Source organism: Streptomyces cyaneofuscatus, from assembly GCF_000718135.1.
Lineage (GTDB): Bacteria > Actinomycetota > Actinomycetes > Streptomycetales > Streptomycetaceae > Streptomyces > Streptomyces cyaneofuscatus.
In genome coordinates this window covers 331,883-356,884 of sequence record NZ_JOEM01000008.1, presented here as the reverse complement: position 1 = coordinate 356,884, position 25,002 = coordinate 331,883, and the positions used below count along the sequence as shown (strand labels likewise).

Below are 25,002 nucleotides of genomic sequence, written 5' to 3'. Positions count from 1 at the left end.
TTCTGCGTCCGGCTGTTGCCGGAACAGTGGACGGTCTCTCATTTCTCTGCAACTCTCTGACCGCACAACGCAAAACCGAGCCGTAGTGCGTGCAGAATCGCGTGTTTCCTGACTACGGATCCAGAGCCGCGCCCTCGTCGCGCCGTGCGCCGAGGCCGAAGATCGGGGAGCTATGAGAGCCCAACGCTGGAGATGGCGGGCGATATCCGCCTTGGTCACGACCAGTCTTCTGATGATCGGCTGGCCGTCGCTCACCGCTTCGGCGGCCGACGGCCCCAACCTCGCCGCGGGCCGGGCCGCGGCCGCGAGCAGCGCCCATGCCGAGTACCCCGCCCCCAACACCACCGACGGCAACGCGTCGACGTACTGGGAGAGCGCGGGCGGCAATCTGCCCCAGTGGGTGCAGACCGACCTCGGCTCGGCCGCCCGGGTCGACGAGGTGACGCTGAGGCTCCCGCCGTCCTGGGAGAGCCGCACGCAGACCCTCTCCCTCCAGGGCAGCGCGGACGGCACCAGCTTCGCGACGCTGAAGAGCTCGGCGGCCTACTCCTTCAGCCCGGGCTCCGCCAACGTGGTGAAGGTGACCTTCCCGGCCACCCTGACCCGCTTCGTCCGGGTGCACATCACCGCCAACACCGGCTGGCAGGCCGCCCAGCTCTCCGAGCTGGAGGTGAGGGCGGCAGCCGACTCATCGGGCAACCTCGCCGCCGGGAAGACCCTCAAGGCCAGCAGCAGCAACGGAAGTTACGTCGCCGCCAACGCCAACGACGGCAACCGGGCCAGCTACTGGGCGAGCCGCGAGAACGACCTCCCGCAGTGGATCGAGGCCGACCTCGGCTCTTCGGTCCGGGTGGACAGGGTCGTCCTGCGCCTCCCCGACGGCTGGGCGGCGCGCAGCCAGACGCTGAAGCTCCAGGCCTCCGCCAACGGCACGGAGTTCACCGACCTCACCGCCTCCAAGGACTACCGCTTCGACGCGGCGGGCGGGCAGTCGGCGACGATCTCCTTCGATCCCACGACCACCCGGTACGTCCGCGTCCTGGTCACCGCCAACTCCGGCAGCCCATCGGCCCAGTTGGCCGAGCTGGAGGTCTACGGCCCCGCGACCGGCGACACCCAGGCCCCGACCGCACCGGCCGACCTGGCGTTCACCGAGCCCGCCACCGGCCAGATCCGGCTGACCTGGAAGGCATCCACGGACAACACCGGCGTCACCGGCTACGACGTCTACGCGAACAACACCCTGCTGGCCTCCGTCGCGGGCAACGTCACCACGTACACCGACACCCGCCCGGCCGGGCAGACCGTCTCCTACTACGTGCGCGCCAAGGACGCGGCGGGCAACGTATCGCCCAACAGCAACACCGTCACCCGCACCGGCGACACGGGCGACACCCAGGCCCCCACCGCCCCCGGCGCGCTGGCGTTCACCGAACCGTCCACCGGCCAGATCCGGCTCACCTGGCAGGCCTCCACCGACAACAAGGGCGTCACCGGCTACGACATCTACGCCAACAACGTGCTGCGCGGCTCCGTCGCGGGCAACGTCCTGACGTACACCGACACCCAGCCGGCCACCACCACGGTCAGTTACGTCGTCCGGGCCAAGGACGCGGCGGGCAACGCCTCCGTCAACAGCAACACCGTGACCCGCAACGGCTCCACGGGCGCCGCCTCCAACCTCGCGGTCAACAAGCCGATCACGGCCTCCTCGGTGGTGCACACCTTCGTCGCCGCCAACGCCAACGACAACAGCACCGCCACCTACTGGGAGGGCGCGGGCGGCAGTTACCCCAACACCCTCACCGTCCAGCTCGGCTCCAACGCCGACACCCAGAGCGTCGTCGTCAAGCTCAACCCGGACAGCAGCTGGGGCCCGCGCACCCAGCGGATCGAGGTCCTGGGCCGCGAGCAGAGCTCCTCGTCCCTCAACTCCCTGGTCGCCGCGAAGGATTACGCCTTCAGCCCGGCGAGCGGCAACACGGTGACCATCCCGGTCTCCGCCCGCGTCGCCGATGTCCAGCTGAAGTTCACCGCCAACAGCGGCTCCGGCGCCGGCCAGGTCGCCGAGTTCCAGGTGCTGGGCGCCCCGGCGGCCAACCCCGACCTCCAGGTCACCGGCATCACCGCGTCGCCCGCCACCCCGGTGGAGTCCGACACCATCACCCTGACCGCCACCGTCCGCAACACGGGCGCGCTCGCCGCCCCGGCCGGCGAGGTCGAGTTCCGGCTCGGCGGCTCCAAGGCCGCCACCGGCAACGTCGGCGCTCTGCCCGCCGGCGCCTCCACGCAGGTCAGCGCATCCATCGGTGCCCGGGGCGCGGGCAGTTACGTCCTGAGCGCGGTCGCCGACCCGGACAACAAGGTCATCGAGCAGAACGAGACCAACAACACCTACACGGCCGCCTCCCCGCTGGTCGTGCAGCCGGTCTCCAGCTCCGACCTGGTCGCCACGGCGGTCACCACCTCGCCCTCCGCCCCGGCGGCGGGCAACACCGTCACCTTCTCCGTCGCCATCAAGAACCAGGGCACCATCGCCTCCGCCGCCGGCAGCCACGGCATCACGCTCACGCTGCTCAACTCCCAGGGCGCCACGGTGAAGACCTTCACCGGAGCGCACAACGGGGCCATCGCGGCCGGCGCCACCACGGCACCCGTCACCCTCGGCACCTGGCCCGCCGCCAACGGCTCGTACACCCTGCGCACGGTCCTCGCGGCCGACGCCAACGAGCTCCCGGTCAAGCGCGAGAACAACACCTCCACCGAGTCCCTCTTCGTCGGACGCGGCGCCAACATGCCGTACGACATGTACGAGGCGGAGGACGGCACCACGGGCGGCGGCGCCCAGGTCGTCGGCCCCAACAGGACCGTCGGCGACATCGCGGGCGAGGCCTCGGGACGCAAGGCCGTCACCCTCAACAACAACGGCAACTACGTGGAGTTCACCACCCGGGCGGCCACCAACACCCTGGTCACCCGGTTCTCCATCCCGGACTCCGCGGGCGGCGGGGGCATCGACTCCACGCTGAACGTCTACGTCGACGGCACCTTCCTCAAGGCGATCGACCTCACCTCCAAGTACGCCTGGCTGTACGGGAACGAGGCCGCGCCCGGCAACTCCCCGGGCGCCGGAGCGCCCCGCCACATCTATGACGAGGCCAACGTCATGCTGGGGAAGACCGTCCCGGCCGGGTCCAAGATCCGGCTCCAGAAGGACGCCGCCAACTCCTCCCGGTACGCGATCGACTTCGTCAGCCTGGAGCAGGTCGCCCCGGTCGCCAACCCGAACCCGGCCACGTACACCGTGCCGGCCGGATTCACCCACCAGGACGTCCAGAACGCCCTGGACAAGGTCCGCATGGACACCACCGGCACGCTGGTCGGCGTCTATCTCCCGCCGGGCGAGTACAGCACCGCGAGCAAGTTCCAGGTGTACGGCAAGGCCGTCAAGGTGGTCGGCGCCGGGCCCTGGTACACCCGGTTCAACGCCCCCGCCACCCAGGACAACACCGACATCGGCTTCCGGGCCGAGGCCAGTGCCAAGGGGTCCTCGTTCGCCAACTTCGCCTACTTCGGCAACTACACCTCCCGCATCGACGGGCCGGGCAAGGTGTTCGACTTCTCCAACGTGTCGGACATCGTCATCGACAACATCTGGAACGAGCACATGGTGTGCCTCTACTGGGGCGCCAACACCGACAACATCACCATCAAGAACTCCCGGATCCGCAACATGTTCGCCGACGGCATCAACATGACCAACGGGTCCACCGACAACCTCGTCACCAACAACGAGGCCCGCGCCACCGGTGACGACAGCTTCGCGCTCTTCTCGGCGATCGACGCCGGGGGAGCGGACATGAAGAACAACGTCTACGAGAACCTGACCTCGATCCTCACCTGGCGCGCGGCGGGCGTGGCCGTCTACGGCGGCTACGACAACACCTTCCGCAACATCCACATCGCCGACACCCTGGTCTACTCGGGGATCACGGTCAGCTCGCTGGACTTCGGCTACCCGATGAACGGCTTCGGGACCCAGCCGACGAAGATCGAGAACGTCTCGATCGTCCGGTCCGGCGGCCACTTCTGGGGATCGCAGACCTTCCCCGGGATCTGGCTCTTCTCCGCCTCCAAGGTGTTCCAGGGCATCCGGATCTCCAACGTGGACATCGTCGAGCCGACGTACAGCGGCATCATGTTCCAGACGAACTACGTCGGCGGACAGCCGCAGTTCCCGATCAAGGACACCGTGCTCACCGATGTCTCGATCTCCGGTGCGCGCAAGAGCGGTGACGCCTTCGACGCCAAGTCCGGCTTCGGGCTCTGGGCGAACGAGATGCCGGAGGCGGGCCAGGGCCCCGCGGTCGGTGAGGTCACCTTCAACAGGCTGAAGCTCAGCAACAACGCCCAGGACATCAGGAACACCACCTCCACCTTCAAGATCAACATCAACCCGTAGCGAGGAGCCGGCAGGCCGAACGAAGGGGCGTCACCCGTTGGCTGGGAGGCGCCCCTTCCGCGTACATTCCTTGCATCGAGAAGTCTGAGACTTGCAGTGCTTACGTTAGCCTTGCGGTCATGACGCGACGACTTGCTCAGGTTGCCAAGAAGGTTGGGGTCAGCGAGGCCACGGTGAGCCGGGTGCTCAACGGCAAGCCCGGGGTGTCCCGCACCACCCGGCAGTCCGTGCTCACCGCGCTGGACGTCCTCGGCTACGAGCGGCCCACCCAGCTGCGGGGGGAGCGGGCCCGGCTGGTCGGCCTCGTCCTGCCCGAACTGCAGAACCCGATCTTCCCGGCCTTCGCCGAGGTCATCGGCGGCGCCCTGGCCCAGCAGGGGCTCACCCCGGTCCTCTGCACCCAGACCAAGGGCGGCGTCTCGGAGGCGGACTACGTGGACCTCCTGCTCCAGCAGCAGGTCTCCGGAGTGGTCTTCGCCGGCGGCCTCTTCGCGCAGGCGGACGAGGCGCACGAGCACTACCACCGGCTCGCCGAGCGGCGCATCCCCGTCGTGCTGATCAACGCCCCCATAGAAGGCCTCGACTTCCCCTGCGTCTCCTGCGACGACGCCGTCGCCATCGAGCGCGCCTGGCGCCACCTGGCCTCCCTCGGCCACGAGCGCATCGGCGTGGTGATCGGCCCGTCCGACCATGTGCCCTCCCGCCGCAAGCTGGCGGCGGCCCGTTCGGTCGCCGAGGCCACCGGAGGGCAGCTGGCGGAGGAGGACATCGAGCGCTCGATGTTCTCCCTGGAGGGCGGCCAGGCCGCCGCATCCCGGCTGCTGGAGCGAGGGGTCACCGGCATCATCTGCGCCAGCGACCCGCTGGCGCTGGGCGCGGTCCGGGCGGCCCGCAGGCGCGGCCTCGGGGTGCCGTCGGACGTCTCGGTCGTGGGCTTCGACGACTCGGCCTTCATGAGCTGCACCGAACCTCCGCTCACCACGATCCGCCAGCCCATCGAGGCCATGGGCCGGGCCGCCGTCGAACTGCTCTGCGCGGGCATCCAGGGCGGCGCGGTGCCGCCCGGGGAGCTGCTGTTCGAGCCGGAGCTGGTGGTACGCGGCTCGACCGCGAAAGCGCCCCGCTGAGGCGCGGTGCCCCCGTGGCCGACGACTTGTGCGTACAGCTGTCGCCCAATTGCGTAACGCACAGGAAATTCTGCGTTCATCCGCCGACCGTGCTCCAGGCTCCGCGATCTGCCCGGCCACCCCGTGTCCGGCACGATCGCGGGGCGGCAGGCGCTGCGGCAGAGTGGTCGGCATGGACGACCTCAACGCACTCGCCGAGGAGCACCTGACCGCCGCCCGCGCGTCCGCACACGGCCGCAGCGCGCATCTCCTCATCCAGGAACCGCCCCTGCGCCAGACGGTGATCGCCCTCACCTCCGGCTCGGCGCTCGACGAACACAACGCCCCGCCCGCCGCCTCCCTCCTGGTGCTGCGCGGCACCGTTCGCCTCACCGCCGGCTCCGGCGACGCCGAGCTCCCGGCCGGCACGCTCCACCCGATCCCACAGGAACGGCACGGGCTGCTGGCACTCCAGGACGCGGTGGTCCTGCTCACCGCCGTCAACGACTGACCCGCCGTCGACGGACTCACGGGGCATCCGGGAAGGCCGTAACGCCCGGACCGGTGTGTCCGGGCCGGGACGTGGCAGGAGAGGATCGAGGGAAGCCGGGGCGTCCGTCGGACGAGCACCCCGCCCGCCGCGTACGACCACGTCCCCGGAGAACCAGCTTGACCACCCAGACCGCCGCAGCCGCGGAACGCACCGCCCCCGCCGCCGGGCGCCCCCGCACGCCGCGCCACTGGCTGACCGCCCTGCGCCGCACCCCCCTCTCGCTGTGGAACGACGACATCACCGACTGGGCCGCCGCGCTCACCTACTACGCCATCCTCGCGCTGCTCCCGGCCCTCCTCGTCACCGTCTCCGTGATCGGCCTCGCCAACCCCGACGCGACCACCGCCCTCATCGCCGACATCACCGCCTTCGCCCCCGCCGAGTCCGGGGAGGCCCTGCGCCGGCCGCTGGAGGCCGCCACCGAGAAGCGCTCCGCCGTCTGGCTGCTCGTCGCGACCGGATCCGTCAGCGCCGTGTGGTCCGCGTGCAGCTACCTCGCGGTCTTCCGCCGCGCCATGCACGCCATGCACGGCGTCCGGGACAACCGCCCGCCCCTGCGGCAGGCGCACATCATCGTCGTCTCGGCGATCGGTCTGCTCGTCCTCCTGATGACCAGCGCCTTCGCCCTCGTCCTCACCGGCCCCCTGGCCCGCTGGCTCGGCCGCCGCGTCGGCCTGCCCCACGAGGGCGAGAGCCTGTGGGTGGTCCTGAAGTGGCCGGTGCTGCTCTGCCTCGTCGCCTGCCTGATCATGGTCCTCTTCAGCACCGGCCCCCGCTCCGCGCGCGGCGTCCGCCGGGGCCTGCCCGGCGGCATGCTGGCCGCCTTCCTCTGGCTCACCGCGTCCGCTCTCTTCGCCCTGTACGCGACCCAGGTCGGCAGCTACAGCAGGCTCTACGGCTCCCTCGCTGGCCTGGTGGTCTTCCTGATCTGGGTCTGGTTCGCCAACCTCTCCCTGCTCGCGGGCGCCCAGTTCAACGTGGAGCTGGACCGCCCGCAGCCGGTGATCGAGCGGGAGGAGGCGCCCGCTACGGCCGCAGGATGAGGCGGACCGGGTCGCCCTCCTTGGTCTCCATCCGCCGCACCGCCGTCGCCGCCTCCTCCAGCGGCAGTACGCCGGTGATCGACCGGGAGAAGTCCAGCCGCCCGCCCTCCGCGAGCCGGACGAGCTGCGCCACATGGTGCTCCTCGGAGCCGTAGTGCCCGAGGATTCGGTGCTGGAGGTAGCTGAACCGGGTGGAGTGGGCGACCGTCAGCGGCTGGTCGCTCAGCCCCACCAGCACCAGACGCCCCTTCGGCGCCAGCACGCTCAACGCCTGCTCCCGGACGGCCGGAGCGCCCGCGAAGTCGAAGGCCGCCTCCAGGCCGGCGCCGCCCGCCGCCCCGAGCACCTGCTCGCGCAGCAGCGGGTCGCCGGGGTCCAGCGCCAGATCGGCCCCGAAGTGCAGGGCCCGGTCGCGGGCGGCGGGGGCCGGGTCCACCGCGATCACCGGGTACGCGCCCACCGCCCGCAGCAGCTGCACGGCGTGCGCCCCGAGCCCGCCCGCGCCCCACACCCCGACGGCCTGCGCCGGGCGCACGTCACCGGTGACGGTGACCGCCGCCCAGGGGGTGGAGACCGCGTCCGGGATGATCGACGCCTGGTCGAGGGGGAGGGTGAGGGGCAGGGCGACCAGGGTGGCGGCGGAGGCGAGGACGTACTCGGCCCAGCCGCCGTCGTAGTCGACGCCTCGCGTGTGGGTCCGGCCTCCGCGCCGCTCGCCCGCCTGGAGGACCACCCGCTGCCCGAGGCTCCAGCCGGCGACCCCCGGTCCCAGTTCCTCGACCGTCCCGGCCACCTCATGGCCCAGAGTGACCGATTCTGCTTCCAGATACAGAGGCGTGAGCGTGCCGTCGATGAGATGCACATCGGAGAGACAGACCCCGGCAGCCGCCACCTTCACCAGCACCTCGCCAGGACCCGGCACCGGCTTCGCCACCTCCTCGACGGAGAGCGTGCGGGTGGGCAGGTGCAGGCGCACGGCGCGCATGCGGTCCATGGTCGGGTCCTTGTCGTGACGGGGTGACGGGGTGACGGCGTGACGGCGTGACGGTTCGAACCGGTCACGGGCCACGGGACCCGGCCGGTCAGGCCTTCGAACGGTATCCGGCCACGATCGGCATCGTCTCGCGCAGCACCCGCACACTGTCGTTCGAGGCGTCGCCGAGCCGGTGCCCCTTCCAGAGACCCTCGGCGCTGGAGAACCGGCTGATGCGCTTGCAGTGGGTGCCGCACGAGGCGCGGTACGCCATGAGCGTGTAGTGCCGCCCGTCCTCGGTGATCCAGCCGGTGTTGTACGGGCGGGTGCGGCTCACGCTCATCGACCCGCCGGCGTCCGTCGCCAGCGTCGTACGGTCGTGGGCCAGGCCCAGGTTGTGGCCGATCTCGTGGCTCGCCGAGTCCAGCCCGATCCCGTCGACCTCGACGACCGCGTACGCGTACTCATGGGTGGAGCTGTCGAGGGCGGGCGTGTAGTCCGCCGTGCCGCCGCCGCGCTCGGTCCGCTCCACGACGAGCGTCACCAGATCGGCGCCGTACCGCTCCCGCTGCTCGTGCACCTGGCGCCCGAGCCCGGAGGTGTGGTCCTTCAGTACGGCGTACGCGGCGCGGAACTCCTCCGAGCCGTCGTAGTCCTTCGCCGTGTACGGGTGGACGACCCGGATGATCCCGCAGAGTCCGTCCGCGGCCAGCGAGCGGTTCATCCGGGTCGCGATCCGCTGGGCCGACGCCGGAACCCGGTGCTCGCCGCCGAGCCGCTCCGCGGCCTTGGGGGTGTGGACCACCAGGACGTCGACGACGGGACAGCGCATCGCTCCCGAGGCCGCCGCTGAAGTCGCCGCCGAAGCCGCCGCCGGTGTGGCCGGGGCGCTCGCCGACGTATCGGTGAGGAGCGGGGCGGCGCAGAGGGACGCCGCGATACCGACGGCCAGAGCCGCTTTCAGGAGAGGTGCGCGCATGGGGAATCGGCTCCATCCGGAGGGGGCGGGCGGAGGGGGTTGCCCTGGTCACTGAACGTGCTTCTTCCTAACACTCAGTGAACTCAGCCGCCTGTCGCGCCGGATACCGGGTGGTACGAAGGTTGGTGCCGGGCCGAGGGGTGTCGAGGTGAAGAGGTGGGCAGGTACACGTGTACGAACTCGCACAAGCGGTACGGCAGTCGGTGGCAGAGGGGCGTGTGTGACGTGACGGAACAGAGCGAATGGCGGTTCTCCGACGACCGGGGTCAGCTGTCGGCGGCACCCCGGCCGCCCGAGCGGGTGCTCGCCTACGTCCAGGCCGGGGCGACGCTGTGGGGCCTCGGCATACGGCCGCAGGGGATCTTCGGCTCCGACCACGACGGCCCCGACCCCGACCGCGCCAAGACCGGGACGCTCCCGCTGGACGAGGTCGCGTACGTCGGTGCGGGCAGCGGGCTGGACGTGGAGCGGCTGCTGAGCGGCCGGCCGGATCTCGTGGTCGCGGTGAGCTACGGCAACGGCCATGTGTACGGGCTGGCGCCGGAGACCGCCAAGCCGCTGGAGGAGCGGGTCCCGGTCGTCGTCATCGATGTCAGCCAGGCCCGGACGTTCGAGGAGATCGGCGACCGGTTCGTCGAACTGGCCCGCTCGCTCGGCGCCGAGGACCGCGCCGACGCGGACGCCGACCTCGACGCCGCCCGGGAGCGGCTGCGGACGATCGCCGCCGCGGGCGGGACCGACGGACCCCGCGTGGTGGCCCTCTCCCCGGCCGGACCCGACCAGGCCCATGTCGCCCGCCCCAAGATGTGGCCCGAACTGCGCGTCCTCACCCACCTCGGTGTCCACCTGGTGGAGCCGGCCCCGGGCCCCGGCGCCAACTGGTCCACCCTCGACCGGGCGGACACCTTCGCGCTGCGCCCCGACGTGATCCTCACCGACATCCGCGCCCACGCCGCCCCGCTCGACGAGCTGCGCGGAGACGAGTACGGTGCGGCGCCCGTCGTGCCGTGGAACCCGGAGCCCTTGTACGGGCCCCGGGACCACGCCCGCTTCCTCGGCCTGGTCGCGGACGCGCTGGAGGGGTAGGCGGTACTCACCCCCCTCGGACGCCTACTCCGTCGGGACCAGTCCGTCGGCCACGAGCCCGGCGAGGACCGCCTCGCCGAGCGCGTGGACGGCGGACTGGGGGCGGACCATCACGGTGAACTCCTTGATCCGCCCGTCCTCGGCGAGGTGGACCAGGTCGATGCCGTGGATCTCCTTGCCGTTCACGGTCGCCCGGAAGAGCAGGATTGCCGCCGGGGCCTCGGCGCCGTCCACGCTGGTCTGTGCCGTGCCCGCGAACTCCCCGACGTACCGGAAGTCCTCGAAAGTGCGCAGCAGCACCCCGAAAAGTCCCAGCACCATGGGCCGGCCCTCGAACGGGGTGAACTTCACCGGGCTGTAGAGCCGGATGTCCTCGGTGAACAGATCGTCCAGGGCGCTGAGGTCGCGGGTGTCGACGGCCGTGCGGAAGCGGTCCACTGCGGTGGTCATGGCGTCTCCTCGAAGGCTGGTGCTCAGGAAAGTGACTAGTCATGAATATGAGTAGTCGCTTTCATGACTATCATGGCCGCGTGCTCCTGGACAGGGGTGGACGGGCATGAGAGGGAGGCGGTCCGATGGCCCTGCGTCACGCCGTGCTGGCGGCGCTGCTCGACGAGGAGCTGAGCGGATACCAGCTCGCCAAGGCGTTCGACATGGGCGTCGCGAACTTCTGGCACGCGCTGCCCCAGCAGCTGTACGCCGAGCTCGCCAAGCTGGAGAAGGAGGGCCTGGTCGCCGGGCGCGAGGTCGTGCAGGACACCCGGCCCAACAAGCGGCTCTTCCGGGTCACCGGCGACGGTCTCGCCGAGCTGGAGCGGTTCGCGGCCCTCGCCGCCAAGCCCTCGTTCATCCGGGACGACCTGCTCGTCAAGGTCCAGGCGGCGGACCATCTCGACGCCGCCGAGCTGATCGCCCGGCTCACCGAACGGGCGGAATTCTCCGAGGCCAAGGCCGCCCAGTTCGAGGCGCTGCTGAAGGGGATGCGCGGCGAGCGGCCGGAGGGGGAGTTCCTGCGGTACGGGGAGCGGATCGGGCCCTATCTGACGTGCCGCCGCGGACGGGACTTCGAGCGGGCCAACCATGACTGGTGCCGGGAGGTCATCGCGGTCCTCCGGGCGCGGTCCGCCTGACGGGACGGACCGGGGCAGCCCGGGGTGCTCGCGCGGGCGGGCGAGTCCTCGGCCTCCACCAGCGACCACCTGCGGGTGCTCGCCGGCCCGGCACGAGGCCGACCTGGAGACTGGCCGGCTCGACAGCGTCCGGCAGGAGTCGGCCGGTATCGTCGACGCGTTGTCCCGGCTTACCCCCGAGTCGCCGGTCGAGCTGTGGGAGGCGGTCGAGGTGAAGACGGCCGAACCGGCCGCCCGCGACGCGGACGACCCCCGCGCCGAGCGGGCCGTGGTGTTCACCGCCGGCTCCCGCCGGCACCGGAACCCGCCCCCGACACGGAGGAGAACCCCTCGTGAGCGGCAGAGCCGTCACCCCGGAACCCGGCGACGGCGCGTCGAAACCGTGCCCGTCCTTACCCGCCGGGCGCGGCCTCGACCCGCTGACCGCGCGCCGCCGCTTCATCACGGTCTCCTTCCTCTTCTGGCTCCCCATCGGCATATCCATCGCCACCGGAGTGCTCCTCTTCACCGACCGGGGCATGGGCCTCGCCGCCATCGCCGGCTTCTTCGCCGTGCACTCCCTCACCGCCGCCGCGATGGAGCTGCCCACCGGCGGCCTCTCCGACGTCATCGGCCGACGCACCGTCCTGGCCACCGCCGGGCTGCTCAACTGCACCGCCTTCACCCTCTTCGGCCTCGCCGGAGCGGCCTGGGCCCTCACCCTCGGCATGGCCTTGATGGGCTGCGCCCGCGCTCTGTCCAGCGGGCCCGCCGAGGCCTGGTACGTCGACACCGTCCACGCCCACGCGGGCCCCGACGCCGACCTCCGTACGGGACTGGCGCGCGGCGGCTCCGCCATGTCGGCCGCTCTCGCGCTCGGCACCCTGCTCGGCGGCGGGCTGCCCTGGCTGCTGGGCCTCGGCCCCGCCGTGGGGGAGTGGCTGACCGACGCGACCGGCGGCCTCGTCATCCCGCTCTCCGTGCCCGCCCTCCTCGGCGCGCTCGTCGAGATCGTCTTCGTCCTCTACGTGCTGAGCGCCCTGCCCGAACCGCCCCGCCCCCCGGCCACCCTGCGCGGGGTCGTCGGCGGCGTGCCCGCCGCCATCGCCGCTGGGCTCCGGCTCGGCGCCCGGGACGCCCTCATCCGGCGCGTCCTGCTGACCGCGTGCGCCGCCGGGGCAGCGCTCGCCGCCGTCGAACTGCTCACCCCGGGCCGGGCCGCCGCCCTCATGGGCACCGCCGAGTCCGGAGCCGTACTCTTCGCCTCACTCGCCTGCGCCGGGTTCCTGTGCTCCGCCCTCGGCAGCCAACTCGCGCCCTTCGCCGCCAGGCTGACCCGCAGCAGCGAGCGCGCGGTGCCGGCCGGGAGCGGGGTGGTCGCGCTCGGGCTCACCCTGCTGGGCATCACCGCCGGCTCGTTGAGCCCCTACGCCGTCACCGGGTACGGGCTGGTGTACCTGGGGCTCGGGGTCGCGGCCCCCAACACGAAGGACCTGCTGCACCGCCGGGTCGATGCCTCGGGCCGCGCCACCGCCCTCTCCGTCCAGTCGCTCGCCCTCCAGCTGGTGGCCGCCGCTGCCGCACTGACCGTCGGGAGCCTGCCGCCCGGCCCGCTGCCCTGGCTGCTGGCCGCCGGTGCCGTACTGGCCGTGGCCCTGCTCTGGGTACGCCGCGCCACCGCGGGCCCGCAGGTGCCCCTGCCCTCCGCGCGGCCCGTTCCGGCCCGATCGACGCCCGAACGGTGACCGGCCGGTGCCCGATGGACCGGGTGGCTTCCGCCGAAGGGGCAGGATCGGGCTGAATGGGTGCGGAGGACCTGAGGACACCCACGCGACAGCAGTTGAGGAGATCCACCCCCATGCTCGACCACAGCGAACTGCTGGTCGTCGGCGAATGCGTCGCCGACATCGTCCGGCAGCCGGACCAGGAGGACAGGGTCCACCCCGGCGGCAGCCCCGCCAACGTCGCCTACGGCCTGGCCCGCCTCGGCCGCCGCGCCACCCTCCTCACCCAGCTCGGCCCCGACCCGAACGGGCGGCTCATCCGCGACCACCTGGCCTCCGCCGGAGTCACCGTCCGCACCGACGGGGCAGCCGCCCCCACCCCGTCGGCCGTCGTCACCCTGGACGGGGCCGGGCAGGCCTCGTACGCGTTCGACATCGCCTGGACCCTCGCCCCGGTCACCGTGGAACCCGCTCCGGGCCATGTGCACACCGGCTCGATCGGTGCCGTGGTGGAGCCGGGGTCGGCCACGGTCCTGGACATCGTGCGGGGAGCCCGGGCCACCGCGACCGTCAGCTACGACCCCAATGTGCGGCCCGCCCTCATGGGCGACCACGCGGCGGCCGTGGCCCGGGTCGAGGCGTGCGTCGCGCTGAGCGATCTGGTCAAGGCGAGCGACGAGGACCTGGCGTGGCTGTACCCGGGGGAGGAGCCGGAGAAGGTCGCCGCCCGGTGGCTGGAGGGCGGACCCGCCGTCGTCCTCGTCACCCGGGGCGGCGACGGGGCCCTGGCCGTGCTGCCCGGCGGACGGATCACGGTGGAGGCCGCGCCGGTCGAGGTGGTGGACACCGTGGGCGCGGGCGACGCGTTCATGTCCGGCACGCTCCACGCGCTGGCCGCGCACGGCCTCCTCGGCGCCGGGGCGCGGGAGCGGCTGCACGTCGTGGACCGGGACACCGTCACCGACGTACTGCGCCACGCGGTTGCCTCCGCCGCCGTCACCGTCTCCCGGGCCGGCGCCAACCCGCCCGACGCGGCGGAGCTCCGGGAGGCGCTGGCCCGTGACGGGGTTCAAGGGGCTCCGGGAGGCGCTCGCCCGTAACGGGGCTCACGGAGTTTCCGGAGGCGCTCGCCCGTGACGGGGCTCAGGGGGCTTCCGGAGGCGCTCGTCCATAACTGACAAACCGTCATGACCCTTTCGGCCCAGTCGAACGCACCCTCGCCAGGCGTCCCGCCGTTCGTCAACCGTTCGCAGTATGACAACGGGATCGGGGTAGCGGGTGGCGAGCAGACGGGCAGTGGGCAGCGGGGCGGGGCCGCAGGCGCACGAGCGTGCCTTAGCGGGCGGTGGCGGCGGGCGCACGGCGGTGCTGGAGAGCGTGGCGGGCTGGGTGCCGGGCGAGCCGGTCCCCAACGACCGGCTGCCCGCCGGCTGGGGCGTCGACGACGCCTGGGTCCGCCGCCGTACGGGGATCGGCAGCCGGCACCGCGCCGCGCCCGGGACCGCCACCGGCGACCTCGCCTACGAGGCGGCCTCCCGGCTGCTCGCGAACTCCCCGGCGGCGGGCCCGGTCGACGCGGTGGTCCTCGCCACCGCCACCCCCGACCACCTCTGCCCCGGCACCGCCCCCGCCCTCGCTTCCCGGCTCGGGCTCGGCACCGTACCGGCGCTGGACATCGCCGCCGTGTGCAGCGGCTTCGTCTACGGGCTCGCCCTGAGCCACGGCCTGGTCGCCTCCGGGCTGTACGAGCGCATCCTGCTGGTCGGCGCCGACGTCTACTCGACCTGGCTCGACCCCGACGACCGCTCGGCCGGAGTCGTCTTCGGCGACGGGGCGGGCGCGGCCCTGGTGGCGGCCGGGCGGACCGGTGACCCCGGTGAGCTGCTCGCCTTCGACCTGGGCAGCGACGGCACCGGCCGCGACCTGATCACCGTCCCCGGCGGCGGCGCCCGGGCCCGCGCGGACGGGAAACCGCCCGCGCTGACGGACGCGTACTTCCGGATGCAGGGCCAGACCGTCTACCAGCACGCCGTCGAGCGGATGACCGGCTCGTGCCGCGTGCTGCTGGAGCGGGTGGGCTGGGACCCGGCCGAGGTCGACCACTTCGTGCCGCACCAGGCCAACGCCCGGATCCTGCGTGCCGTCGCGGACCGGGTCGGCATCGGGACGCAGCGCTGCGTCACGCATCTGGAGCGGGTCGGCAACACCGGCGCCGCCTCCATCCCCCTCGCCCTGGCCGACGCGGCGGGCCGGGGGGTGCTCCGGGGCGGGGACCGGGTGCTGCTCACCGCGTTCGGGGGCGGATTGACCTGGGGTTCGGCGGCACTTCGGTGGCCGGGGACCCCGCAGACCAACTCGACGGATTCTACGGAAGGAACACAGCATGTCGCAGTCCGCTGATCAGGGCACCGGAGCCGCCACCGGCACCGCCATCGCGGTGACGGGGGTCGGCCTGGTGACACCCGCAGGGGCTGACGAGCACAGCTTCTGGGAGGGGCTGTGCTCCGGGCACTCCACCGCCCGCCGATGCGAGGAACTGGCCGGTCTCCCGGTCGACTTCGCCTGCCCGGTCGACGCGATCGACCTGGACGATGCGGTGGGCGGCCGTTCGGTGTGGCGGATGGCCCGGTTCGTGAAACTGGCCGTCGTCGCGGCCCGGCAGGCCGTCGCCGACGCCGGTCTCGACCCGGCGGTGTGGGACGGCGGCCGGGTCGGGGTGGTCCTGGGTGTCGGCGTGGGCGGTGTCTCCGTCCTGGTGGACAACGCCGCCAAGCTGGCCGCCTCGGGGCCGGAGGCGGTCTCGCCGCTGCTCGTCCCGATGATGATCCCCAACGCGGCGGCGGGCGAGGTCGCCATCGCCCTGAAGGCGGGCGGCCCGTCCCTCGCCCCCGCGACCGCCTGTGCCTCCGGGGCCACCGCGATCGCCGTCGCCCGTGATCTGCTGCTCGGCGGGTCCTGCGACGTGGTGGTGGCGGGGGGCGCCGAGTCGGTGCTGACGCCGCTGGTGGTGACCGCGTTCGCGCGGATGGGCGCGCTCTCCACCCGTACCGCCGATCCGGCGGGGGCGTCGCGGCCGTTCGCCGACGACCGGGACGGGTTCGTGATCGGTGAGGGCGCCGCCATGCTCGTCCTGGAGCGCGAGGAGGCGGCCCGCGCCCGGGGCGGCCGGGCCCGCGCCCTGCTCACCGGGGCCGGTTCCAGCACGGACGCCCACCACCCCACCGCCCCGGCCCCCGACGGGCGCGGCGCCCAGCGCGCGGTGCAGGCGGCCCTCGACCAGGCGGGCTGGGCGCCGGGCGATGTCGACCACGTCAACGCCCACGGCACCTCCACCCCCCTCAACGACGCCATGGAGACCACCCTCATCTCCCGGCTCTTCCCGCACCGCCCCCCGGTCACCGCACCCAAGGGCGTCATCGGGCACACCCTCGCGGCGGCGGGTGCGATCGAGGCCGTCGCCACCGTCCTGACGCTGGAACGTTCCCTCATCCCGCCGATCGCCAACCTGGACGCCCTCCCCGACGCGTTCCCGCTCGACTGCGTGGTGAAGGAGCCCCGCCACCAGCGGGTCGAGCGCGCGGTGAGCCACTCCTTCGGCTTCGGCGGGCACAACGTGGCGCTCGCCTTCCAACGCACCTGACCCCGCAGGGCCGTTCGGGAACGGCGAGGGGTGTCCTCGCCGTTCCTTGATCGTTACTCTGTCGTGACCGTATCCACGCATAAACCACAACAGCCCTCCACGAACGATCTGCTCACCCGAGTGCTCTACGGCGACAACTTCCGCCAGGAGCACGGCTTCTGGCGACGGCTGCTCACAACAGAACCGTTTCGGCGCTCCGGTGGCGGCACCCCCGACGAACGGCTCGCCCTCTCCTACCACCGGCTCCGCATCCTCAACGACGCACTGGACAGCGGCGCGAGGCTGGCGGCCGACCCCCGTGCCCTGGCCGCCCTGCACGAATGGCTCGGCCCGGTCGACCCGGCGCTGACCACCGTCGCGGGCATCCACTACAACCTCTTCCTCGGCAGTCTCCTGGACCATGACCCGGGCACACTGCGCGACCTCTCGGACTTCCTGGAGCTGCGGAGTATCGGCACCTTCCTCTGTACGGAGGTGGCGCACGGCAACGACGCGGCGGCCGTTGAGACGACCGCGACGTACGACCGCGAACGCGACGGCTTCGTCCTGCACACCCCGAACTCCGGCGCCCAGAAGTTCATGCCCAACACCAGCCCCGCAGGCGGCCCCAAGACCGGTGTGGTGGCCGCCCGCCTCCTCGCCGACGGGACCGACCACGGGGTCTTCCTCTTCCTCGCCCCGCTCACCGACGCCGTGAGCGCCCTGCCCGGCGTACGGGTGCGGCGGCTGCCCGCCCGCATGGGCTCCCCGGTCGACCACTGCCTCACCTCCTTCGACCGGTACTTCGTCCCGCGCGAGGCACTGCTCGCCGGGGAGCAGGGGCGGATCGGTGCCGACGGGCGGTTCACCAGCGAACTGGCCAACCGCAGAAGGCGGTTCCTCCTCTCCATCGGGCGGGTCACGCCCGGCAAGCTCTCCATGAGCGCCTGCGCGGTGGGCTCCGCCCGGGTCACCCTCGCCATCGCCATCCGGTACGCCGGTCACCGGCTGGTCTCCGGATCGCGCGGCTCGCGCCGGGTCCCCGTCTACGCGCACCGCAGCCACCACGGCCCGCTCGCCGGGGCGATGGCCACCGTCTTCGCGATGAGCCTCCTGCACCGCAGGGCGCTGGACCGCTGGGAGTCCGCCCCCGCTGCCGACCGGGACGAGGCCGAGCGCCTGGTCGCCGTCGCCAAGGGGTGGATCACCTGGCAGGCGCGCGGTGTCATCGTCGAGTGCCGGGAGCGGTGCGGAGCGCAGGGGCTGCTGGAGAACAACGGCATGACCGAGCTGTTCACCGGCATCGAGGGCGCCATCACCGCCGAGGGCGACAACCTCGCCGTCCACGCCAAGGCCGCCGCCGAGATGCTGTTCAGCGTCACCGTCCGGGACGAGGAGGAGACGGAGGGCCCCGGCGACCTGGACGACCCCCGCTTCCTGGGCCGGCTGCTCGCGGCGGTGGAGGACATCTGGTTCGACCGGGCCCGGGAGCGGATCAGCGCCGCCCCGCCCGGCGACCCGCTCGGCCGGTGGAACGCGGCCTCGGGCCCCGCGCTGCGCGGGGTGGAGGCGTACGGCTACCGGCAGGCGAGCGAGGCGTACGAGCAGGCCGCGGCCTTCCTGCCCGCGGGCCCGGCCCGTGAGCGGCTGACCGAGTTGCACCGGCTCTTCGCCCTCCAGTGGATCGCCCGCAACAGCGGTGACCTGCTGGCGGCCGGACGGCTGACCGCCGAACAGGTGTCCTCGCTGCCCGACGCGGTGGAGCGGCTCATCGCGACCGTGGCCCGCCACGCCCCCGACCTGGTGAAGTCGTTCGCGCTGCCGGAGCGCCTGATGGCGGACTGGCCGATCGCCGGACCCGGCTACGCGGACGCCTACGACGATCCCGACGGCTCCTGGCACCAGCGTCGCCGACCGGGGGGAGCGGTGGGGCGCAAGGCGGGCGCGACCGGGCTCCGCACGGCGGATTTCCGGCGGCCCGCGTGCGGCAGCAAGCGGCGGCGTCCGCTGCGCGAGAAGGTGGCGGCGCTCGGCACCCGCGGGGTGCTGCTGGCGTACTGGGGAACCACGTCGGTGCTCTCCCGGTGGTTCGAGAAGCCGCAGGTGAGCGTAGACGAATCGGTTCGCCCCAGGGCGTAACCGGAGGGGCACCCTCCAGTTATTTCGGCGGTGGGCCTGTGCGTATCGCCACCCGCCGTCCATGAGGCCGCCGATGAGAGGAAACACCGTGAAGAGCCAGACCATCCACCCGAAGATCACCGAGGTGCTGACCGAGACGTTCAAGGTGCCCGCAGCCGAAATCCTGCCGGAGTCCACGATGGACAGCCTGGAGATGGACTCCCTGGCGGTCGCCGAGTTCGCCGTCATCATCAAGGAGACCCTGGGGGTCGCCGCCGACTCCGAGAAGCTCTACAAGGACGCCACGCTGACCGACATCTCCGCGTTCATCGACGCGGCCGTCGGCGGCGAGGCGGCAGGCAGTGCGGTGCCGGTGAGCAACACCCGATGAACCGACCCGCCATCGCCGTCACCGGCCTGGGGATGATCACCCCGGCCGGCCACACCACCGACACCACCTGGGACGGGGTCTGCCGCGGGGAGTCCTTCGCGCGCACCGTCCCCGAACTGCACGGCTGCGCCGTCGACTTCGCCTGTACGGTCTCCGGCATCGACCTGGACGAGGCGGTCGGCGGCCGGACCGCCTTCCGCATGGGCCGGTACGTGAAGTTCGCCGTCCTCGCCGCACGGGAGGCGGTGGCCGACGCCGGGCTCGACCCCGCCCACTGGGACGGCGCCCGGGTCGCCGTCGTCGTCGGCACCAGCAGCGGGGGATCCGCCGGACTCACCGAACAGGCCGTCGCCCTGGAGCGGCGCGGCCCCGAGGCCACCTCGCCCTCGGGCATCCTGCTCACCATCCCGAGCATGCCCGCGGCCGAGATCGCCATCCAGATGAAGGCCACGGGCCCCAGCCTCGCCCCCTGCACGGCCTGCTCCTCCGGGGTGACCGCCCTCTCGGTGGCCCGCGACATGCTGGCGCTCGGGCAGTGCGACATCGCCATCGCCGGAGCCACCGAGTCGATCGTCTTCCCGGTCGCCATGACCGGCTTCGCCCGCTCCGGCGCGGCGGCCCTGCGGGACGGGGACCCCGCCCGCCTCTGCCGCCCCTTCGCCGCCGACCGGGCCGGGCTCGTCATGGGCGAGGGCGCCGCGATCATGGTCCTGGAGCGGGCGGAGGACGCCCGGGCCAGGGGAGCCGCCCCCCGGGCGCTGCTGGCCGGTACGGGCGCCACGACCGACGCCCACCACCCGACCTCCCCGCACCCCTCCGGGGCGGTCGCCGAGGCCGCCGTCGACGCGGCGCTGGCCGACGCGGGGTGGCGGGCCGAGGAGGTCGGCCACGTCAACGCGCACGGGACCTCGACCCCCCTGAATGACGCGACCGAAGCCGCCCTCATCGGCCGGGCCTACCCGCACCGGCCGCCCGTCACCGCCCCCAAGGGCGTCCTGGGCCACTGCATGGGGGCGGCCGGAGCCATCGAGGCGGGGCTGACCGTCCTGACGCTCCAGCACGGGATCGTCCCGCCGATCGCCAACCTGGACGCCCCCGACCCCGGGTTCGCCATCGACTGCGTCACCAAGGCCCCGCGCGAGGTGTCCGTACGACGGGCCGTCAGCCACTCCTTCGGGTTCGGCGGACAGAACGCGGTGATCGCGCTCCAGGCTCCGTAGACCGCCCCGCGGGCTCCGTAAAGGGCGGTGGGCCGGTGCGGCGGGACGATCCCGCGCCGCACCGGCCCACCGGGGGAGTGGTCCGCGCACCGGCTCTGAGCTGCGCGAAGACCCGTGATAGCTTGCCGGGGCCAGTCGAACCCCAGCGACGGGGTCAGGGAATCCGGTGCGAGACCGGAACTGACGCGCAGCGGTGAGGGGGACGGGCGGGGCCACGGCCACTGGAGCGCACATGTGCTCCGGGAAGGCGTCCCGCCCGGACGAACCCGAGTCCGAAGACCTGCTGGCACCCGCGCCCCGCACCGGGGCACGGGAACCGTACGACGGGCTCCGCGGCTGGGCCCAGAGACACCGAGGTCCTCCGTGCTGCCCAAGGCCACCCCTGCCCCGATACGCACCGCCGCCCTGTTCGCGGCCGGCGTCGTCCTGCTCACCGCCTGCGGCGGCGGGACGACCAACTCCTCCGCCGACGGCGGCGGCGACAAGGCCGACGGCTTCCCGCTCACCCTGAAGAACTGCGGGCGCACCGTCACCGTGAAGGCGCCGCCCCAGCGGGCCGTCTCGGTCGACCAGGGATCGACGGAGATCCTCCTCTCGCTCGGCCTCGCCGACCGGCTCGCGGCCACCGCGACCTGGAGCGACCCGGTGATGAAGGGCCTGGAGAAGGCCAACGAGGGCGTCGAGCGCATATCGGAGAACCGGCCCTCGTCCGAGAAAGTCCTCGACAAGGAGCCCGACTTCCTCAGCGCCTCCTTCGCCTCCACCCTCGCCAAGGGCGGCGTCGCCCCCCGCGAACAGTTCGAGAAGCTGGGCGTCCCCACCTACATCTCGCCCGCCGACTGCGTCGGCAAGGACAACAGCGGCGGCGGCGACGGAGCCCGTACCGCACCCCTCACCATGGACAGCGTCTACACCGAAGTCCGTGAGCTCTCCCAGGTGTTCGGCGTCCCCGAGCGCGGCGACGCCCTGGTGAAGAAGCTCCAGGCGCGGGTGGCGAAGGCCACCGACGGCATCGACGGATCGAAGGCCTCCCTCCTCTACTGGTTCTCCGACTCCAAGGCCCCCTACCTCGCGGGCTGCTGCGGCGCCCCCGGCGTCATCACCCGGGAGCTCGGCGCGAAGAACGTCTTCGACGACACCCACGACGAATGGCCCCAGATCAGCTGGGAGACCGTCGCCGACCGCAACCCCGACGTCCTGGTCATCGGCGACCTGAGCCGCACGATGCAGACGGCCGAGAGCGCCGAGAAGAAGATCGAGTTCCTGGAGTCCAACCCGGTCACCAGGACCATGGACGCCGTCAAGAACCGGCGGTACGTGCTGCTCAGCGGCCAGGCGATGAACCCCACCATCCGGACGGTCGAGGGCCTGGAGCGCGTCGCCGCCGGGCTGCGCGACTTCGGGCTCGCGGAGTGAGCAGCGGTGACCCGGCGCTGAAGGAGTCCGTGGACTCGAACACCGCGGACCGGAAGGCGTCGGCTGCGGCGGGCCCGGTCTGGAGCGGCGGCCCGCTCGCGGTGCTCCTCTGGACCGGCGGACTCCTGCTCCTGCTGCTCTCCATCGCCGTGGCCGTCACGATCGGGCCCGCCCGGATCTCGGTCCCGGACGTCTGGTCCGCCGTCGCCTCCCACCTCGGCTTCGGCGCCTCGGAGCTGAGCCCGATCCGCGACGGCATCATCTGGAACCTGCGCATGCCCCGCACCCTGCTCGCCGCCGTGTGCGGTGCCGGGCTCGCGGTGTGCGGCACGGTGATGCAGTCGCTGCTACGGAACCCGCTCGCCGACCCCTTCGTGCTCGGCGTCTCCTCCGGGGCCTCCACCGGGGCGGTCGTGGTGGTCGTCCTCGGCGTCGGCGGGGGAGCGGTGTCGCTGTCGGCCGGAGCCTTCGTCGGGGCCATCTGCTCGTTCGCCCTGGTCCTGCTGCTCAGCCACACCCTCGGCTCCACCACCGACCGGGTGGTGCTCTCCGGGGTCGCCGCGATGCAGCTCTTCTCCGCCCTGACCTCGTTCGTCGTGATGACGTCCGCCGACGCCGAGCAGACCCGCGGGGTGCTGTTCTGGCTGCTCGGCTCGCTCAGCGGCGTCGGCTGGAGCGAGGTCGTCCTGTGCACCGCCGTCCTCGCCGTATGCCTCGTCGTCTGCCTGGCCCATGCCCGTACGCTCGACGCCTTCGCCTTCGGGCAGGACGCGGCCGCCGCGCTCGGCGTGAACGTGGCCCGCACCCGGATCGTGCTGCTGTGCACCACGGCCCTGCTGACCGCCGCCCTCGTCAGCTCGGCCGGGGCGATCGGCTTCGTCGGCCTGGTGCTGCCGCACGCCGCCCGCGCGCTCACCGGCTCCGGGCACCGGCGTCTCCTGCCGGTCACCGCGCTCGCCGGAGCGATCTTCCTCGTCTGGGTCGACACGCTCGCCCGCACGGTGCTCGACCCGCAGGAGGTGCCCGTCGGTGTGGTCACCGCACTGATCGGCGTCCCCGCGTTCGTCGCCGTCCTGTACCGCACCCGGAGCACGCCATGAGCCTCACCGAGAACGGCGGCCTGCGCGCCGAGCGGGTCGGCAGGGAGGCCGGGGGCCGCCTCATCCTCGACGGGGTCGACATCACCCCGCCGCCCGGCGCCACCGTCGGGCTGCTCGGTCCCAACGGTTCCGGCAAGTCCACCCTGCTGCGGATCCTCGCGGGCCTTCTCGCCCCCGACACCGGCACCGTCACCCTGGACGGCGACCCCCTCGCCGCCCTCGGCCGCCGCACCGTGGCCCGCCGGATCGCCGTCGTCGACCAGCACGCCGTCACCCAGGTCGACCTCAGCGTCCTGGACGTCGTACGCCTCGGCCGCATCCCGCACCGCCGCGCCTGGTCCGCCCCGGACCGCGCGGACGAGGAGGCGGTCACCGACGCCCTGCGGCGCACCGGCCTCACCGACCGGGCCGCCCAGTCCTGGCACACCCTCTCCGGCGGCGAACGCCAGCGCGTCCAGATCGCCCGGGCCCTCGCCCAGCAGCCCCGCGAACTCCTCCTCGACGAGCCGACGAACCACCTGGACATCCAGCACCAGCTGGAACTGCTCGCCCTGGTCGCCGAACTGCCCCTCACCAGCGTCATCGCCCTGCACGACCTCAACCTCGCGGCGATGTTCTGCGACCGGATCACCGTGATGAAGGCGGGCCGGGTCATCGCGGGCGGCACCCCGGCCGAGGTCATCACCGAGGAGCTCATCGAGGACGTCTACGGGGTCCGGGCGGTGGTCACCCCGGACGGGCCGGACGGACGTCCTTCGGTACGGTTCCTGCCGCGCCGCTGACCGTCGGCGCCCCGGTCCCGTATCGGACAGCCCTCCGGGCGGACCCGTTCGCACGGGCCCGCCCGGAGGCCGAGGACATGGGAGCGGCCTTCCGGCCGCCGGAGGGATGCGCCGTCAGCGGCGGCGCCCCTTGCCGAACTCGCCACCGGTGTCCTTGCCGGTGTCCATGTCCTTGCCGTCGCCGTAGTCGATCTTCTCCTTGCGGACCTCGGCGGAGACTTCCTTCTGCTCGGTGACCCGTTCGGTCTCCAGGCGGACCCGCTCCACCGGGACGGCCTCCTTGCGGACCGTGGCGCGCTCCGCGTGCAGTGTGACCTCCACGTCCTGCTCGCCGAAGTCCGTCGTCCCGGTCACCTTCTCACCGGGCCGCAGCGGCTCGCGGACCACCCGCACCTCCTCGTGGGAGACGGGCACGGACCGGGTGACCTCCTCGGTCACCACGTACTTGTGCAGCCTCGCCCGGCCGCTCTCGTACTCCTCCGTACCGACGTGCAGCTGCTCCTCGGAGCGGATCATCTCCTCCTTGCCGCTCATGTCGGCGGCCCGGGTCCCCGCTCCCGCGCCCGCCAGCGGACGGGACGTGGCGGAGGTGTCGGTGTCGCGGTGCTTGCCGGTGCCGGCCATGCCGGCCGCTCCGGTCGTGCCCGCGGCTCCGGCGCTGGTGGTGGTCCTGCCGGTCGCCTTGGCGTTCGGCGGTGTGCCCGTGCCACGGGCCGTGCCCGCCGCACCGGCTCCGGCCGCGCCCATGGCGCCGGTTCCGGCGACGGTCCGGGCGTCGGCACCGGTGCCGGTGCCCTTGCTGTCACCGAGGTTGCCGGACTTCCTGGTCAGGCCGTAGTGCCGGTAGAGCTCCTCCTCCTCGGCGACGGACAGGTGCGCGTCCGCGTCCACGCGAGGCGCTTCCTTGACCGTGTCCTTGGAGTGCGAGACATGCAGGTCGGAGCCCACTCGACGGGCTCCGGCGAGCGGTACGAAGCTCTCCTTCATGCCGAACATGCCGGTCTTGACCGTGACCCAGTCGGGCTTGCCGGTGTCGTCGTCGACGTACACCCGGCCCACGCTGCCGACCTTCTCGCCTTCGTTGTCGTACACGGTCAGACCGTCGAGCTCTCCGGAATCCGTGAAACCGTCAGCGGCTCCCATAACCGAACCCTCCTCGCTGGGCGCGCCCTGTGGGTGGCTCCACCAGATGTAGGCACGTCCGGCTTCCATCGCGCCCCACGCGGTTGGACGCTGCAACCGCCCGGTCACCCGGCCGGAGGGGCCACGGAGGCCCTGCGCTCCCTGCTGGCCCCGTACGACGCTGCTGGGCGGCCCCCGG

At 72.7% G+C, this 25,002-nt stretch carries 20 protein-coding genes and 1 riboswitch; of the genes, 16 read left to right on the top strand and 4 right to left on the bottom strand.

Annotation, left to right across the window (positions count from 1 at the left end; genetic code table 11):
* The first annotated feature begins 172 nt into the window (after positions 1–172).
* The 4 genes from IF17_RS0116055 to IF17_RS0116040 all read left to right on the top strand — a co-directional run bounded on the left by IF17_RS0116055 (position 173) and on the right by IF17_RS0116040 (position 7,164).
* The gene (locus IF17_RS0116055) at positions 173–4,462 is read left to right on the top strand and encodes a discoidin domain-containing protein (RefSeq protein ID WP_051884017.1); all 4,290 of its coding nucleotides are present in this window, start codon (positions 173–175) and stop codon (positions 4,460–4,462) included.
* A gap of 119 nt (positions 4,463–4,581) precedes the next feature.
* Entirely contained in the window at positions 4,582–5,589 is a 1,008-nt protein-coding gene (locus tag IF17_RS0116050; RefSeq protein WP_030566448.1) for a LacI family DNA-binding transcriptional regulator, read from the top strand.
* A gap of 172 nt (positions 5,590–5,761) precedes the next feature.
* Positions 5,762–6,079 carry a cupin domain-containing protein gene (locus IF17_RS0116045; RefSeq protein ID WP_030566446.1) on the top strand — a complete coding sequence of 106 codons (318 nt, stop codon included), beginning with the start codon at positions 5,762–5,764 and terminating at the stop codon, positions 6,077–6,079.
* A gap of 158 nt (positions 6,080–6,237) precedes the next feature.
* Positions 6,238–7,164, top strand: coding sequence for a YihY/virulence factor BrkB family protein (locus IF17_RS0116040; RefSeq protein ID WP_030566444.1), 927 nt, complete (start codon positions 6,238–6,240; stop codon positions 7,162–7,164).
* Here the strand turns inward: IF17_RS0116040 and IF17_RS0116035 are convergent.
* Together IF17_RS0116035 and IF17_RS0116030 are read right to left on the bottom strand one after the other, a co-directional pair.
* Entirely contained in the window at positions 7,148–8,158 is a 1,011-nt protein-coding gene (locus IF17_RS0116035; protein WP_030566442.1) for a zinc-binding dehydrogenase, read from the bottom strand. The genes IF17_RS0116040 and IF17_RS0116035 overlap by 17 nt on opposite strands.
* 88 nt (positions 8,159–8,246) lie before the next feature.
* Positions 8,247–9,116 carry a M12 family metallo-peptidase gene (locus tag IF17_RS0116030; protein WP_030566440.1) on the bottom strand — a complete coding sequence of 290 codons (870 nt, stop codon included), beginning with the start codon at positions 9,114–9,116 and terminating at the stop codon, positions 8,247–8,249.
* A gap of 225 nt (positions 9,117–9,341) precedes the next feature.
* Between IF17_RS0116030 and IF17_RS0116025 the strand changes: the two genes are divergently transcribed.
* Positions 9,342–10,202: an ABC transporter substrate-binding protein gene (locus tag IF17_RS0116025; RefSeq protein WP_030566438.1), complete on the top strand. Its 861-nt coding sequence runs from the start codon at positions 9,342–9,344 to the stop codon at positions 10,200–10,202.
* 24 nt (positions 10,203–10,226) lie between these two features.
* Here IF17_RS0116025 and IF17_RS0116020 read toward each other — a convergent pair whose 3' ends face one another.
* The gene (locus IF17_RS0116020) at positions 10,227–10,652 is read right to left on the bottom strand and encodes a nuclear transport factor 2 family protein (protein ID WP_030566436.1); all 426 of its coding nucleotides are present in this window, start codon (positions 10,650–10,652) and stop codon (positions 10,227–10,229) included.
* Between the two features lie 125 nt (positions 10,653–10,777).
* On the opposite strand from IF17_RS0116020, the gene IF17_RS0116015 reads away from it, so the two are divergent.
* The 11 genes from IF17_RS0116015 (at position 10,778) to IF17_RS0115965 (ending at position 23,681) form a co-directional block, all read left to right on the top strand.
* On the top strand, positions 10,778–11,332 hold the full coding sequence (locus IF17_RS0116015) for a PadR family transcriptional regulator (RefSeq protein WP_030566434.1): 555 nt from the start codon (positions 10,778–10,780) through the stop codon (positions 11,330–11,332).
* A 332-nt stretch (positions 11,333–11,664) separates the two neighbouring features.
* Positions 11,665–13,056 (top strand): MFS transporter, encoded by a 1,392-nt coding sequence (locus tag IF17_RS0116010; protein WP_030566432.1) that lies wholly within the window; start codon positions 11,665–11,667, stop codon positions 13,054–13,056.
* Positions 13,057–13,169: 113 nt separating this feature from the next.
* Positions 13,170–14,135, top strand: a complete 966-nt coding sequence (locus tag IF17_RS0116005; protein ID WP_030566430.1) for a carbohydrate kinase family protein — start codon at positions 13,170–13,172, stop codon at positions 14,133–14,135.
* A 265-nt stretch (positions 14,136–14,400) separates the two neighbouring features.
* Positions 14,401–15,435 (top strand): beta-ketoacyl-ACP synthase 3, encoded by a 1,035-nt coding sequence (locus IF17_RS0116000; protein WP_032771994.1) that lies wholly within the window; start codon positions 14,401–14,403, stop codon positions 15,433–15,435.
* Positions 15,419–16,675 (top strand): beta-ketoacyl-[acyl-carrier-protein] synthase family protein, encoded by a 1,257-nt coding sequence (locus tag IF17_RS0115995; RefSeq protein ID WP_030566428.1) that lies wholly within the window; start codon positions 15,419–15,421, stop codon positions 16,673–16,675. Before IF17_RS0116000 ends, IF17_RS0115995 begins: the two co-directional genes overlap by 17 nt.
* A gap of 63 nt (positions 16,676–16,738) precedes the next feature.
* Entirely contained in the window at positions 16,739–18,793 is a 2,055-nt protein-coding gene (locus IF17_RS0115990; RefSeq protein ID WP_030566427.1) for an acyl-CoA dehydrogenase family protein, read from the top strand.
* Between the two features lie 88 nt (positions 18,794–18,881).
* Positions 18,882–19,163, top strand: coding sequence for an acyl carrier protein (locus IF17_RS0115985; protein WP_237666990.1), 282 nt, complete (start codon positions 18,882–18,884; stop codon positions 19,161–19,163).
* Complete coding sequence (locus IF17_RS0115980; RefSeq protein WP_030566425.1) at positions 19,160–20,383, top strand: beta-ketoacyl-[acyl-carrier-protein] synthase family protein; 1,224 nt, start codon at positions 19,160–19,162, stop codon at positions 20,381–20,383. The genes IF17_RS0115985 and IF17_RS0115980 overlap by 4 nt, the downstream gene beginning before the upstream one ends.
* Before the next feature lie 115 nt (positions 20,384–20,498).
* A riboswitch (cobalamin riboswitch) is annotated at positions 20,499–20,685 on the top strand.
* A 61-nt stretch (positions 20,686–20,746) separates the two neighbouring features.
* Positions 20,747–21,799: an ABC transporter substrate-binding protein gene (locus IF17_RS0115975; protein WP_030566424.1), complete on the top strand. Its 1,053-nt coding sequence runs from the start codon at positions 20,747–20,749 to the stop codon at positions 21,797–21,799.
* Positions 21,800–21,900: 101 nt separating this feature from the next.
* Positions 21,901–22,899, top strand: a complete 999-nt coding sequence (locus tag IF17_RS0115970) for a FecCD family ABC transporter permease (protein WP_237667286.1) — start codon at positions 21,901–21,903, stop codon at positions 22,897–22,899.
* The gene (locus IF17_RS0115965) at positions 22,896–23,681 is read left to right on the top strand and encodes an ABC transporter ATP-binding protein (protein ID WP_030566419.1); all 786 of its coding nucleotides are present in this window, start codon (positions 22,896–22,898) and stop codon (positions 23,679–23,681) included. The genes IF17_RS0115970 and IF17_RS0115965 overlap by 4 nt, the downstream gene beginning before the upstream one ends.
* A 114-nt stretch (positions 23,682–23,795) precedes the next feature.
* Here IF17_RS0115965 and IF17_RS0115960 read toward each other — a convergent pair whose 3' ends face one another.
* A complete protein-coding gene (locus IF17_RS0115960) occupies positions 23,796–24,824 on the bottom strand; it encodes a PRC and DUF2382 domain-containing protein (protein ID WP_030566417.1) in 1,029 nt (342 codons plus the stop codon).
* Positions 24,825–25,002: the final 178 nt, after the last annotated feature.